Below are 13,448 nucleotides of genomic sequence, written 5' to 3'. Positions count from 1 at the left end.
TCAACTGGCGGCTGATTTCCGGGCGTTTGATGGCTGCGATGATAGTCGTAGTAGGCTGTATAGGCAGTCAGCTAGCGCTCGGTGCTGACTGACTGCCGTTCCAAGTTTCGTGGAAGCGTTCGATCCGCATAGTATACATTTTAAAGAGTTTCTCAACGATGTTGCGGTCAGTATAATTGATTTCACCGCCCAGATCCGTCCGTGCAAGGATAGTGAGATTGCAAAAACTCCAACTCGGAGGAACTCGTTACATCAACCTGGAGTTTTTGGAGTAGCATCCTGCTTCCATCGAAGAACTCCAACAGTTCAACTTCAATCTGGCAGTGCCTTCGTGGAAGTTCAGATTCGATATTAGAATAATTATAATAACTTTGTTATTTCTACTGCTTAATTACTAAAAGCTGTTGGCTCAATGCAGAACATTAATTCGGTATTTTGTGAAGGGTTTGAATATCAGAGGATTGGATTATGGAGAAGTGCATCACAGAAAGCCGCTTAAAAGAATTACAAGGCTTGAAAGCTGCGTCAAACAACTTCGACGCTCTTCAAGAAGTGGATTCAGTCGGTTTCTTCAATGGAGCTGCAACCGAGACAGTACCATCAGTCGAGTATCCTGAGTTCGAGTTTTTGCTGAAGTACGATATGTTCGCCTCCGGTGCAAGGGGTAAACACAAGTTTATCACCCGTTGAATCTCTTTTGCGCCTTTCTGCACTGCTATTACGAGGACATCCAGGGTACGCGTCCGATTAAACGAGAACTTCAGTATACGCTTCTGTGGTACTACTGCAGACACGCGAAGTCGCCTTCTGTAAGCCCCATAAGACGCTTTCTTACCAACCTAAAACGGCGATAACGACGATGTATTCAATAGGCTTGTCGAGCAGGTGCGGGGCGACCTACTCGATTCAACATACTCTATCGATTCAACTATGTTAAAACGTTTTATTACAATGACGCTGGACCGTGGAACTACAATCCATCACCCGAGGAGTACTACCACGGCTTCGGCAGTACAATCGTCTCAACCGGTTCAGAGATCTCAATTGCGGTGGAATTCACCCAAACCAAGCAAGCATCTCGGATGACGACGATGCGCGTCACGTGTTATGCACTCGCCGTCAAAACGCCATCTGGATACTTGCAGACAGCACCTACGGTAGGCTCGACTGGCACGACCACCTGCTGGCCGCGGGGGACGCTCAACTGAAACAGTCTATTTTGAATAAGACGTACAGTAACTGGACAGGGGGCAAAAGACCCGACGACGCAATCAAAGGCTGCGGCCTGGGGCGCGGACGTGCCCCGAGCCGCGTCCACACAGTAACAGAGGTCTATGACGCCGTGTCTCCGACTTCTCGTTGCCAGCACCAAGTACGAGCGAGGAAACGGTTCAGGTTGTGGGATATTATGAGATGTAACAATAAAAATTCTACAACGAGAAATGGCGGGTGATTAAGCATAATTATTAGAGTTGGGTACAGCTCACCCGAATGTGGAACGTCGAATCACCAGACAGGAATGATCTCGATGGAGTTCATCACCCGGTAAGCTGAGATACGTGATTGCGGTAGCGGTCGCTGTGCGGACAAAAATCGAAACCGTGGCTGAGCGGTCTGACGGATCGCTTATGCACTCACCTCCGGCGGATCGTATGCTTCCTTCCGCGTGAGCATATGATAGATTGAGTCTAGAATCTTCCGAGCCGTTGCGACGATTGCGATTTGGTGGTTCTTCCGCTTTTTCAACCGTGTGTAGAAATTCTCAAGGTACTCGTCACACCGGACAGCTATGCTGGCACACGGGACGAGGACCCAGCGCAACGGCGCTGAGCCCTCTTTGCTGAAGCTCCCACGCACTTCTTTGTCACAGGTCCGGTGGACAACTGGATCAAGCCCAGCGTAACTCAGGGGCCTTATCAAACTGGTCAATCTTACCAACCTCTGCGACGATTACAGCAGCAGTGTACTGCCCAACACCAGGAATCGTCAGCACCCCAACGGCTGCTGGCGATTCCAGTACCTTCCGTTCAGCCTTCTTCTCTATCTTCTCGATCTGCTCGTCGTAAGCGTGAATCACCGAGAATTGAGCCTCCAGGATCGCTCAATCAGCATCACAGAGAGGGAATTCCACCAGGAACTCTCGACCAGCCGGTCCGAACAACTCGCTATCGCAAGGTCTGATTCACCTGCCAGAGGCTTAATTGCAGGTTTTCATAGAGTCATTTTATGACACACAATGCTATTATCTCAGTCTTCACGATATTCCGCTATTCACGTGATATTACTAATTCCACCCCAAATGAACCCTCTACCCAAAACTTTAAATAAGGGCATTGTGTTGATGGTTATCGTGACCCGAGATCCTGCTGAAGAAGATGCAGAAGAAAAGCTTGACCCATTTCTGCCAGACAATATAGACAGAAGGAAATTTTTCCAGGGAGCTGTCGGTGTTTTCGCTGGAGGACTTTTAGCTGGGTGCTCCGGGACTAATGAGGGACAAGAAGAAACACAAACGTCTACAGAAACCTCTCAAGAAGGAGGAGAGCAAACGCAGAGTTCATCAGACGACCGAATTGTAAAAAACGTTACCTTCCGAACAGCTTGGAAAGCAAACGTCAATTATAGTATATGTCGTATAGCTGAAGGTGACGGTCATTGGATCGAAAGTGGAATAACGCCTCCGACAGTCCGTGACGGTAACGGTTCCGGTGATACAATGAGAAGGGTCGGGACTGGTCAGGAAGTCTTTGGGATGGCTTCAATAACGCCCCAAATAACCGGTTTCTCTGAAGATCTTGATTTCAAAATTGTAGGAACCGCAAAAGCTCGTACCCAATTCGGTCTTTTGTACCGAAAAGACCGAATTGATAGTCCGACAGGAGACGGTCTCCAAGGAAAAAGAATCATTCTAGGATCAGCTCTTGCAGAACAACAATGGCCACTTTATACGACGCTAGCAGATGTCCCAGATGATCACGAAGCAACGTTCGTATCTATTGAGACTGCTCCATCCAACCTTGCTAAGGGTGATTCAGACGCGATTTTCACGTCCCTAAACATCCACCCGACTATCATTGAGTCCCTTCCTGACGGTATCGAGTTTGGTATCAAACCAATGTATCATCTACTGCCATTATATGGGTATACTCTCTTTGTCAACGAACCTTGGCTAAATGAATCAGACGAAAACTTAGAGTATGCTACTCGACTACTGGAGGGTTACTCAAGTGCGATGAAATGGGTAATGCTCCATCCTGAGGAGACGGTTGAGGTAATGCGCCAAGATGTTAATCCGGCTCTCCAGACGGGGAATAAGGCTACTCAAGTGGAGGCACTCAAAGCAGGAATTGCAGGAACTAATTTAACTGAACAGACGCGGGAAAATGGTCTCTGTTCTCTAGATAGAGATGTACTAGCTAATAGTCTTGAGAAACAGGCGAATCTGCTTGGTGTTGATCAGGCATCAGTAGAAACAGCAGCAGATTTCCGATTGCAGGAAAATGCTGAACTTGCCACATTTACTGATGAAGAGTTCAATGAAGTAACGGAAAAAACACAACCGTGGTACGATGTATTTGAAAACAACAATCCAGACTTTGATCAACTAAACCTCTAAGCAGCGAAACTTATGAAATATTCTTGTATGTGTCGTCACAAATCAAAATAAGAAGATAGCCTACTGATATGAGTGAACAAATAGTTTCGTTTGAAAGTGTTAGTAAGGTGTATGGCGAAGCACCCACCGCTGTTCATGCCGTTGACAATATCGACGCGGAAATTAATAAAGGAGAGTTTGTTTCCGTTGTTGGTCCATCTGGATGTGGGAAATCGACATTACTGCATATGACAGCAGGATTAATTCCCCCTACAGAAGGAAGCGTTTCGTTCAACGGTATTGACGTTCAGAGTGAATCCCACGAGAAACATAATGTTGGACTGGTGTTTCAAGAACCAGTACTTTTAGAATGGCGTGACGTTAGAGATAATATTCTCTTCCCCATTGAAATCCTCAATGCAAATGGAAAACTAGAGCAGAGTGTAGAGGCCTACAAAGACAGAGCTGACGAACTAGTTGAGCTAGTGGGACTAGAAGGCTTTAGCGATAACTTACCAGGTGAACTCTCTGGAGGTATGCAACAGCGGGTGTCTGTGTGTCGGGGTCTCATTCACAATCCAGAATTGCTCCTTATGGACGAACCTTTTGGCGCTCTTGATGCGTTGACAAGGGATACTATGAATCAAGAGGTATTAGATATTTGGCGCAAGACTAATAAAACAATCATTTTTATCACTCACAACTTAGATGAAGCTATATTTCTTTCAGATAGAGTAATAGTTCTAAGTGATCGGCCTACTTCAATTGAGGAAATTATTGAAATCGATCTTGACCGTCCACGTGATATAGAGTACACACGCCAACAGGACCGCTATCAAGAACTGCATAGTGAAATATACTCTTACTTCCGGGAGGAATAATGTCTGAAGAAGCAACCCAAAATAAGATTAAGTCGATATCAAGATTCCTTAGAGGAACTAGCAACTGGATGTATCCAATCGCAGGTACAACCGGATTTCTACTACTGTGGCATTTACTCACTACAGTAACCGGAGTTTTTCCCGCTCTATTAGTACCTTCGCCAACCAGAGTGGTATCTGAATTTTTAAGACTGAGAGAGCTTATTATCAGCAATTTAATGACGACGTTATGGGTGAGCATAGTGGGGTTCACTTTAGCTGCGGTAACAGGAATCGGGTTTGGGCTTATCATTTCAATGGATGAATCTGTTAAAGAGGGGCTCATCCCGCTTCTTATTGGCGGGAATTCAGTTCCGCGGATCGCATTTGCGCCAGTTATAATATTCTATGTTGCTGTTGTTAACCCAAAATATCTTATCGCTGCGTGGATTGGGTTTTTCCCTATCTTAATCAACTCTATTGAAGGATTTGAAAGCATTGACGAGGATTTAGAACGATTGATGCGTTCTCTGGATATTACAACATTGCAGGAATACAAAGCTGTCAGGATACCACACGCACTCCCATATATTTTTGACGGGTTGAAAGTAGGCGGTATAACTGCAGCAGTTGGTGCAATTGCAGCGGAATTTGTTATGGCTGATGAAGGACTTGGCGTACTGACTCTCTTCGCACTTCGGAATAGCAACCCTGCTTTAGCACTCGCTGTGGTTGGAATAATGGCATTCGCCGGAGTAATCCTTTTATTTACGCTATTCATCTTGCAGGATCGATTAGTATATTGGCAAGATTCTGACTTAATAACAGGGTGATCAAGGAGTGAAATTAATGCAAATCAACACCACGGATGGCCGCACGAAGCAGATGTTAAATACATATGTTTCATTATTTAAACGCTACTGGACTAGCATTTTTGTTGTAGCTCTATTGATCGCTGTTTGGGTTGCGTATTCCTCTTTCATCAACGTTCGAGGGGATGTTTATTTCCCATCGATTCAATATATGGTGACAAGGTCCTTCGAAAACAGAGATGTCCTTCTGCCAGGACTTTTCACCACTCTTTCAGAGGCAATTATGGGATTCTCTATTGCAGTCGTAATTGGGGTTGCACTTGGAATAATTTGCTCTCAAATTCCTCGAATTCTTAAAACTATACTACCATCTATAGTATTCTTATATGCAATTCCTCAAGCGATTGTTGCGCCAATTTTCATCCTTTGGTTCGGTAATAATATTATCAGTATTGGGCTCTTCGTGGCCTGGTTTGGTTTCTTTACTGTGTTTATTAATACTCTCACCGGATTTGATAGTGTTCGTGAAGAGTACGACCATCTCGGCGCTGCATTAGGTGCGTCAAACTGGCAGATGATACGGAAAGTGTATTTCTGGAAAGCTTTCCCACATATTTCCACAGGTATGAAAGTTGCAATTCAGCAGTCAACTGTTGGTGCGATTATTGCAGAATTCATCGCTACTGGTAGTGGTATGGGATTCATCCTTATATCGGCAAAGAACACCGCTAAAATTGGTCTCTTATTTGGATCACTCGTACTATTAATGTTAGCAGGAACAGTACTCTTCCTCTCTACTGCTGCTATTATAAACAAAATAAATGAGTGGAAATCACTTCCTGGACACGGATAGAAGGTTCTGTTAAATGGCGATTTAATTAGGCAATAGCAGTGGTTTAGAAAGGGTAGAGCGCGCTGGTCGGAGGACGCTTGCCTCTCCCTCAACGATGCGATTACCGAGAAACACGAGAAATTCGTCCCCGTTGTCAGCTACTTTTACGATCACACTGAAGGTGACACCGCCCAAGACATAGTCTACGTCTCCTACGCTGAGGTTAAGACTGCCTGCCCGCTCACCTTCCGTCTCTACGAGCAGCAAGGAGAAGATGACCAGACCACCGTACCAAGTTCAATATGGCCAGAAAGGTAGTTGCGGAACTCGAAGAAGTGGTAGTTATCCCCAAGCATATGTACACTTCTTCGATTCGTGGTTTCCTCACAACTCAGACCTTCCCAAACAGACCGGGTCTTACGGCAAGGACTGGACCGTCCCGCTCCGTTGCAACCGACAAGCGACCTACGCCAATGAAGAGATTCTCGTCGACGCGCTGTACAGGGCATTGACACCACTGAACGTGAAATCAAAAGGAGGACACCCACCACATCTGGAAAAAGGAGCTTCACATCTCCCGACTGGGAGACTTGAAACTGGTTGTCGCAAAAAAAAGTGATCGACGAAGACGATGAGAACTCAGTCAAGTACCTCGCTACGAACAAAATCGGCGGCCCGATCAAGTACATAATTCGCTCCTTCGGGGTGTGATGGCGCATCAAGACGTTATTCTATGACACGAAGCAGGATCCCAATTTACGAAACTGCAAGATGCAGACTAGCGGGGGTGCCAGGACTGGCACCTTCTGATCGCACCCCGATTTATCTTGATCCTGTGTCAAGAGCCTCTGGGACGACTCGGTGAAAATATCGCTTCGAGCGGGCTTCGAACACCCCTTGAAATAGGCCGTTTACAACCCTCTCATATGAGTTCGAGACAACGATGAGTAGGGTGTTGATGATAGTATAACCAACATCGATCAACTCATCGTCCACTCAACTGCCAAAAGTAACGTGCAACGCTGAGTTATGAGTCTGAGTTCTCGATCAGTTCAATAGTATATCCTTCTGGGTCGGTGATGCAACCGACCCTGACACCGCTATTCTTGCCTTGAGTAGGCTCCCGCTCGATGGAACTGTTCCATGTTGATACTGCCTCTTCAACAACTGAATCAAGATTACTAGTTGAGACTGCTATATGCTCGATTCCAGCAGGCTTTCTTTTTTCCCCAACTTCACGTAACTGGAGTTCCGGGGAACCATCACTGCCAAGTAGACGATTGTAGTGTCCATTAACATTGAACTCCCTGACTTGCTGAAGTCCGAGAAGATCTTCATAGAACTTCGTTTCAGTCTCAATATCCGTCACATTAATTGCTGTATGGAGTACACCCATACTCCGTAGTTGAATTCCGCATATATTAATATTACTATATTTGGGTGACACTGTTCCGATTAGCTGGTTTTGACAGAAAGCTTGTGCGAGCAACCAGGTTTCGGCGGTTGCTGGCTTGACGCCCCCGAAATGGGTAGCGAACTGGTCGGTTCGGCGTTTGAGTTCTTTATATAGGCGTTCGCTGGTCTTGCGACTCCCGTGTGTTTCGTGTTGGAATCGGAGTCCGTGGCGGTGACAGGCTTCTTGGAGCTAACTGTGCACTATCAACGAGAAACACGACGTCTCCGACGCTGTATTTCGCACGTAGTTCACCTGGGAAGATTTCGGAGAGACCGATATTTTGTGCTATTCCGAACTTGACTTGGAAAATTCGTTCGTATCGGGATTGACTGCAGCGTAGACCCACTATCTTTGATCACCGATCTGGATCACAGTCTCATCAACTGCAATACCATCCAGACTGTTGCCCTCGGTAGGCTGTAGGCCACTTCTACAGCCAGTTATGACCGGTGGAACGACAATGATTGACACCGAACCGTGCAACTCTGGATTGGTATTCGACAGCGAGAGTTCCAATAAATGGAGTCGAATACCGAGCTACATCGGCCACTCCGGTGTCACCTCTCGCTCCACAAAATCTAATTCGAAGCAGCCGGTACTTCGCTTGAGGCGGTCGATTTCTGGTATGGATCATCAAAGAATCTCACCGCCTCATCCTTATCTGCACACTACCTCATAGGGGTGACCCTATGTTTTATAATCTATGAAGAAAACATACAAACGAATTATGGTTGGAAGCGGCGGTGAACTCCAATTCCAAGAGGGACTGTTACGTGATCCTTCCGAGTTGATGAAACCGGAGCGTTTGGGTTCTTTTAAACAAAATCGATTAAGCTTCGCTCGTATATTAATAAATAAAATGATCGAAGAAAAATGGCGAATAGAATTAAAAAAAATAGACGTTGATGGACGAGGAAATGGTATGGCAATTTACACCATTAATACACGTTCACATACATTTTCTTTCGTAGTCCAATCTAGAGAAAGTAGTGACGATGAGGACACGGATCGAATTATTGCAAGCACATGGGATATGGAGGCATTTCTTTGTGAGGGGGAGGCTACGCCTGAACTCATCAATTCACAATTTGAAGAAATCCGAAATTTGAGAAAGGGCCGGGCAGACCCTGAAGTTCTAATCTGGACCAGAGCAAACCGTAGTTCAAGATTCTTTGATCATATTGTAGACTCTTTATTATCCGGCCATCAACCCGATATTGACTTCCTGGCTAAAGGCGGGTATCTGGTCCGTTCGTCTGGATACTATGGCAATGGGTTAAATGGGACAAAAGTATTCAGAGCAATGGATGAGGACCACCCGTTAAAAAAGCCATATATGTCACAAATGCTCGCAGTTTATATGCTGCGCACTTTCAGCTTTGATCTTGCTGATAATATGGCAAAAAATAGAAATCGTGAATCAGCCACGCTAAATTATAGCATTAAACGATATCTAGGAACTGGTAACTCCTCTGGGATAGGTATAATTTTCTTTATAATGAACCATCCTAAATTAATCCATAAGTGGGTACTCGTAAGGGAGATAGCGCTAGCGCGTGCCAAGAAAACCAAGATTTCAGAAGAAAATATTGAAAAGTTCAAGAAGCGCTCTAAGAGAGCTGAAAGATGGTTCTCGGAAGACGAGAGCAGTACAGAAGGAGAATTTATTGATAAGAATAAAATTGCAGATGGTCTTCGAGATATCAGGAAAAAAGTAGGCGACCTTCAAAAATCGAAGGAAGAAAATGATTTTTGGATGCGATTATGTGAATGGACAGAAAACAGGTATGGTCCTGAAGTTCAAGAGGTTCTCCATTCTTTATTGATAGATATCCATCCAAGTGTGTGTGATGGTTTGGATAAACACTTGATTAGTTCAGAAGAAACAGATGTCATTCCAAATATGTCTATTTCAGACTTGAAATCATTAATCAATTCCAGTTATCAATGGGCTCTAGATATCGATATGTCAGCCCCAAATTCGCAGCATTATTTCTGGTATCGAGGTGGTGAAATCGGAGAACCACGTATAGGTGTAAGGGATGAAACTCCCTTAGATAATTATGAGAATTATGAGCTACCTGTGGATATTGCTTATCAAGTCCACGAACTGTACAGTGATCTATCAGAGTCTTGTGCTTCAGACTCTGTAGCGGAGTTCCTTTTTTATCATCCAGAACACGAAGATATCATACAACGTATTCAGTCTTTGCATAATCTATCATATGCTGAAGTTAGAGGGAACCCACTAGATGCCAACTTTAATCCGTTAGATATGATTTCATTTAAGAAATCTCTCTGGGGTGTTCAAAAAATGCATCCAAAATCAAAAGGTTGGGTGAGGGGGACTTTTTTCCAAGGCGCGCCGTTAGCGGAGGATATAATTGATGGGAGAGGGTCTAACTGGGTATATCCTTCAAAGCCTGTAATAGAAGAAGGAGGTGTCGAGTGATTATGAGGTTTAGTTCAAGAGAAGTCCGTCAATTCTCCGAACAGTGCTTTAGAGCTGCGGGATTCTCAAAGGGCACTTCACAGACATACGCGGAATCAATCTGGTGGTCAGAAGTTCACAATGGTTCAGGTTTAACCACGCTATATAGCCTCTTAGATGACTTACCTAGTTTGAAAGTTGGAAAAATGGAACTATGCAATCCAACCTCTACTATCTCTATTATAAACAACAGAAACCAGCCCAGTATAGTATCGGGCAAGCCGGCTTTGGATCTCAGCAGTGGAAAGGCAAGAAAGAACAGTATTGGAATAGCCTATTCTACCATAAGTGATAGTAATAAATGTAAAAATATCATTGGTTTTCTCAGTTATAAAGCTGCGAAGCGTGGGCTAGTATCCCTTCTACTATACACTAGTTCAAATGGGAAGACAACAACGTTCATAGGAAAACCTTCTGAGCCTCGCCCTGAGATTATGAAATTTGAATTAGATTCTTTGGCAGAGGGCTACAGGAGGTTAGAAAATACTATACATAATAAGTCGAAAGCGGAATTTATTTCTCCATATTTAGAAATTGATGTCGGAGAACAGGAAGAAAATACATTTTCTTATGACGATTCCAAATTGTTGAACATACTGCTTTCCAAATCGATTGAAGAAAATAACGAAATCAAATTTAACAGGACATCAGGGTTCATTATGATCTGTCTTGATCTACAGCATCCAATTTACTCCAACGAATCCAGACAGGTTGTTGACGAATTCATAAACTGTCACAAAACAAAAGCTGATGAAATATTCGATCCGAAATCTATTAAAAAAGAGGAAGAGAGGCTAATTGCGGAAGGACTAGACATAAGTGAAAATGTTTGGGAAGAGATATTCGATTTTTCTCGTGGTATTTATGCCCCCTCGTTTGAAGGATCGACACAGGACGCTGGAGACGACCTCACAAACTAAAGGGTGTTATAGTTGCTTGGCTCCGACTTGTAGATGAACTTGCATTATTCTGGGACATTGGATCATTGATACCGAGGCTGGGAGTCTGCTTATGTTGTTAGCCATATCTCATTTTTTGGATAATTACATTATTGCTATATATAACTCAATTGAATATTTTGGCGTCTATAGAGCCCGGTAAACAACCCTGCGGAAAATTTGCAATCTGCCATTTCAGGCATCTTAGATAGTACTCTGGTGGAGAGAGTCAAATACAATAGGGGTTATACATTCGCGTATATCCTGGTTTTTTTCCACTGTTCTAGTTCATTTTGTAATTCTTCGATTTTCTCTTTGGACTGATCTACTTTTGCTCTGGCACGCTCAACGTGTTTTGATACTGTGGCCTGTTCAATTTCGTATTCCGCGGCAATATCTTGTAGGTCCATATCATACTTGACAAAAAGTTCCCACATCTCTATCTGTCTTTTCGTCAATGCAGTTTCTTCAGCCAGTTCTTGCCACTTCTGTTCTTTTTTTGTCGGACCACTTTGATAGCACACATATCTGTTCGATAAGAATCTTTAGGCGATAGCTTCATAAAGAGTTTAGGTGGCGAAAATTTGTATAAGTTAATATAATATTTCTTATAATTGGGTTTAACTCAGAGATTGTAACAATGATTTAACCGAAAAGATACTCTAAATTTTTGAGACATTAGCATACCGCAAATACTATGAAGAAATATTCTATCGCCAACTGTCCAGTCGATCATCAAGTTACGCCATCACGTCTTCTCCTTCTTAGCGATCAAGAGGGGGGTCAGCGCCCGAATCCAGTTCAGATCTTAAAGGAGGTCTATATTTTGGAGTGGATCGACTTCGTCGATAATAACGACGTACGGGCCGTCGGTGTAGTGTCAGAACCGGTCTAAGACATATTTCAGACAAATATCTCGGCGTAAATCCAATATTTCCTCGCCCACGTTCGTCTTGAATCTCCAACTAATACGATCGGGAATAAGACCCCGTCTTAGTAACGACTGCGTATCTGAAAGGCAGTCACCAGCCCCCGCCACTCAACCGCCTGAAGCTCCGCCCGGAGAGACTCCTTGGGGGATCAACAAGCATAAATAACCGGACAGCTCCCTACCAACAACATTCTACACAACAGCAAGTCATTATATCGTTGAGGCTCTCAGCTACTCTTACTGCTTGTCTGAGAGCGGTTACTCAAAGACGTAGAGGGCACATCCTAGCGGTCTCTTAGAAAACTCGTTACAGCTACCCACCGATGTATGCGTCTTAGCAAGGGACGAACGATCAGCAAGTGTGTGCCTCGGATGATCGTCAGATATCTGGCCACGCTTGCCGGACTTCTTCCGCGCGGTCTTCTTTCCGTTCTGGCTTCGAACGGGGGTCGTAGTGTTTCTCGATAACGGGGATAGAAACGTTGAACCGTTCCTTTGCTTTGCCCCGAGACAGCCCGTTACTGAGTTGGCTCACAATTGCGCCGCGGCGGATTGCGTGAGGATAGTAACTGTGAGGGCAGATGTTTGATCGGGCGTCACACGATCCATCGCACGTGTCCCCGTCCGGATTCTCTCTCCATCGGCAGCTTGTTGCTTCGTAGACCCATCGACGCAGCGTAGAACGAGAGGGACGCCCCCGGCGAGTCGTGAACAACGGTTCACGTCCATACTCGTCAGTTACATCGTGTCTCTGGTGGCGAATGTAGTGGTTGAGTGCTTTGACAACACTGGGTTTCAGTTCTGTGAGGCGTTCACCATCACCGGGGTGATTGTCTTCGGCACTACCGTTCTTGATCCGAGTTCCAGTTTCTGGCCGGTGTTGAATACTGACATCAGCCACTTCAGGACGGTAATCGGACACGTCTAGCGCTCTGACTTCCCCGATTCGAAGTCCTGTATTCCACAGGAGTTCCAGAATTGCGTGTAACTCTGATCCGCGGCGTTGTGTACGGAGTTTGGAGAGTATCTGCCTGGCTTCCGATTCCGGAAGCGCCTCGTCCCGTGCTCTCGGTGATAACCCTAGTTCTTGCTTGTCTAACAGGGTGTATGTAGATTCATCGCAGAGATTTCGCTTGTGTAGCCACTTCAACCAGGCTCGAACATTCTTCGTATACGTGGCGATCGTCGCATCCGTGTCATAGGCATCAAATAATTCATCAGCGAATTCGTCGATCAGGGTTGTCGTGATCCCGTGAGGATGCGTTATGCCGTGATCTGCAGCGAAGTCTACGAATGTTGGGATGGTACGCTTGTACTGTGCGCGAGTTGCCGGGCTCCTGTCAGTCCGCCGATTTAGGTATCGCTGGTATAAGTCAGAGAGCGTTGACTGAGGGTCGTTTGTTGATTCCGCCGACTCGTCAGAGGTGATCTCCGCCGCCAGCAGTTGCTGGATGACCTCTGGGTCGTCGGCTTGCGCTAGTGCCTCAGCCAACGCACTCGACATCTACAATTGATCCAGTGCGTACCGCCGCA

General features: G+C 45.1%; 9 protein-coding genes and 4 pseudogenes. 8 read left to right on the top strand and 5 right to left on the bottom strand.

The annotated features are described in order from the left end of the window. Positions 1–468: 468 nt before the first annotated feature. Positions 469–1,412: pseudogene (locus tag RJT37_RS05270) on the top strand (transposase). Between the two features lie 214 nt (positions 1,413–1,626). Here the strand turns inward: RJT37_RS05270 and RJT37_RS20505 are convergent. Beyond that, a pseudogene (locus tag RJT37_RS20505) lies at positions 1,627–1,993 on the bottom strand (transposase). Positions 1,994–2,350: 357 nt separating this feature from the next. Here RJT37_RS20505 and RJT37_RS05260 point away from each other — a divergent pair. The 5 genes and pseudogenes from RJT37_RS05260 to RJT37_RS20625 form a co-directional block, all read left to right on the top strand. Then, entirely contained in the window at positions 2,351–3,616 is a 1,266-nt protein-coding gene (locus RJT37_RS05260; protein ID WP_313688388.1) for an ABC transporter substrate-binding protein, read from the top strand. A 68-nt stretch (positions 3,617–3,684) separates the two neighbouring features. Then, a complete protein-coding gene (locus tag RJT37_RS05255; RefSeq protein ID WP_313688386.1) occupies positions 3,685–4,476 on the top strand; it encodes an ABC transporter ATP-binding protein in 792 nt (263 codons plus the stop codon). Next, the gene (locus RJT37_RS05250; protein ID WP_313688384.1) at positions 4,476–5,288 is read left to right on the top strand and encodes an ABC transporter permease; all 813 of its coding nucleotides are present in this window, start codon (positions 4,476–4,478) and stop codon (positions 5,286–5,288) included. Before RJT37_RS05255 ends, RJT37_RS05250 begins: the two co-directional genes overlap by 1 nt. Positions 5,289–5,304: 16 nt before the next feature. Beyond that, a complete protein-coding gene (locus RJT37_RS05245; protein ID WP_313688383.1) occupies positions 5,305–6,120 on the top strand; it encodes an ABC transporter permease in 816 nt (271 codons plus the stop codon). Positions 6,121–6,324: 204 nt separating this feature from the next. Beyond that, a pseudogene (locus tag RJT37_RS20625) lies at positions 6,325–7,125 on the top strand (IS701 family transposase); the annotation flags it as partial. 1 nt (position 7,126) lies between these two features. On the opposite strand, the gene RJT37_RS05240 reads toward RJT37_RS20625, so the two are convergent. Together RJT37_RS05240 and RJT37_RS05235 are read right to left on the bottom strand one after the other, a co-directional pair. Further along, positions 7,127–7,495: a VOC family protein gene (locus tag RJT37_RS05240; RefSeq protein ID WP_313688382.1), complete on the bottom strand. Its 369-nt coding sequence runs from the start codon at positions 7,493–7,495 to the stop codon at positions 7,127–7,129. Positions 7,496–7,552: 57 nt separating this feature from the next. Next, positions 7,553–8,182 (bottom strand): annotated as a pseudogene (locus RJT37_RS05235) (transposase domain-containing protein); the annotation flags it as partial. A 76-nt stretch (positions 8,183–8,258) separates the two neighbouring features. On the opposite strand from RJT37_RS05235, the gene RJT37_RS05230 reads away from it, so the two are divergent. Then, positions 8,259–10,007, top strand: coding sequence for a hypothetical protein (locus RJT37_RS05230; protein WP_313688381.1), 1,749 nt, complete (start codon positions 8,259–8,261; stop codon positions 10,005–10,007). A 2-nt stretch (positions 10,008–10,009) separates the two neighbouring features. Beyond that, entirely contained in the window at positions 10,010–10,966 is a 957-nt protein-coding gene (locus tag RJT37_RS05225) for a hypothetical protein (protein WP_313688379.1), read from the top strand. A 263-nt stretch (positions 10,967–11,229) separates the two neighbouring features. Here RJT37_RS05225 and RJT37_RS05220 read toward each other — a convergent pair whose 3' ends face one another. Then, positions 11,230–11,508 carry a helix-turn-helix transcriptional regulator gene (locus RJT37_RS05220; RefSeq protein ID WP_313688377.1) on the bottom strand — a complete coding sequence of 93 codons (279 nt, stop codon included), beginning with the start codon at positions 11,506–11,508 and terminating at the stop codon, positions 11,230–11,232. A gap of 786 nt (positions 11,509–12,294) precedes the next feature. Further along, the gene (locus RJT37_RS20500) at positions 12,295–13,419 is read right to left on the bottom strand and encodes a tyrosine-type recombinase/integrase (RefSeq protein ID WP_345785385.1); all 1,125 of its coding nucleotides are present in this window, start codon (positions 13,417–13,419) and stop codon (positions 12,295–12,297) included. Positions 13,420–13,448: the final 29 nt, after the last annotated feature.

Source organism: Halobellus marinus (assembly GCF_032113415.1).
Classification (GTDB): domain Archaea; phylum Halobacteriota; class Halobacteria; order Halobacteriales; family Haloferacaceae; genus Haloquadratum; species Haloquadratum marinus.
The sequence above is the reverse complement of the archived record's forward strand: the minus strand, read 5'-3'. Positions and strand labels throughout refer to the sequence as shown.